Annotated in this window: 1 protein-coding gene and 1 pseudogene; both read right to left on the bottom strand. The window is 47.4% G+C overall.

The annotated features are described in order from the left end of the window. Positions 1-193 (bottom strand): annotated as a pseudogene (locus HMPREF2794_RS30060) (hypothetical protein); the annotation flags it as partial. Continuing rightward, positions 190-557, bottom strand: a 368-nt coding sequence (locus HMPREF2794_RS30055; protein WP_246839635.1) for a DUF6046 domain-containing protein, incomplete at its 5' end; no start/stop codon positions are given. The gene HMPREF2794_RS30055 and the pseudogene HMPREF2794_RS30060, both read right to left, overlap by 4 nt.

Here is a 557-nt window from a genome sequence, read left to right as displayed (position 1 = left end):
CCCCGGCAGACAGCAGTTCCTTCAGGTCTTTTCCGGCAAAGTATTTGATACGCCTGGGAAGGACTATTTCTGCAGAGTCTGTCAGCATCTTCCATGAACTTTCGATGTGAATCGACGAAATCGTATAGATGACCAGTTCCTCGCGTCTCTTGTTTGCCGGGAATGTGATCCGGCTGCACATCATATAACTCATAGTGTCAGTTCATAAGGGTTATCACTCGTTGCTTCTATCGTGAATGGAACTACGCTGCTGTTTCCCTGAATCGGATTGAACGAAATGTTATCAATGACAATGGAGTAAATTTCCTTGTTGTTGAAGATGCTTCCCGTAACTCCGACCGCTTCCGTCACTTTGCGGAACTTGCAGAGCGCGTTCACTTGTTCGGCAACCGTCTTATAACCTTCCCGGCTTTTGTCTGCTATGCAGAATCCCCGGATATTGATTTTCCAGTCGTCGAGCCCGTAGACTTCCTTTACAGTTCCGTGAACACCCAATACCTTCGTTTTTGAACAGTTCATCGAGCGCGAAAAGTCCACGATCGTTGCATACGGCATCG

The sequence above is a fragment of the Bacteroides sp. HMSC067B03 genome (assembly GCF_001811315.1).
Taxonomy (GTDB): domain Bacteria; phylum Bacteroidota; class Bacteroidia; order Bacteroidales; family Bacteroidaceae; genus Bacteroides; species Bacteroides faecis.
This window is presented reverse-complemented; position numbering and strand designations above follow the sequence as displayed.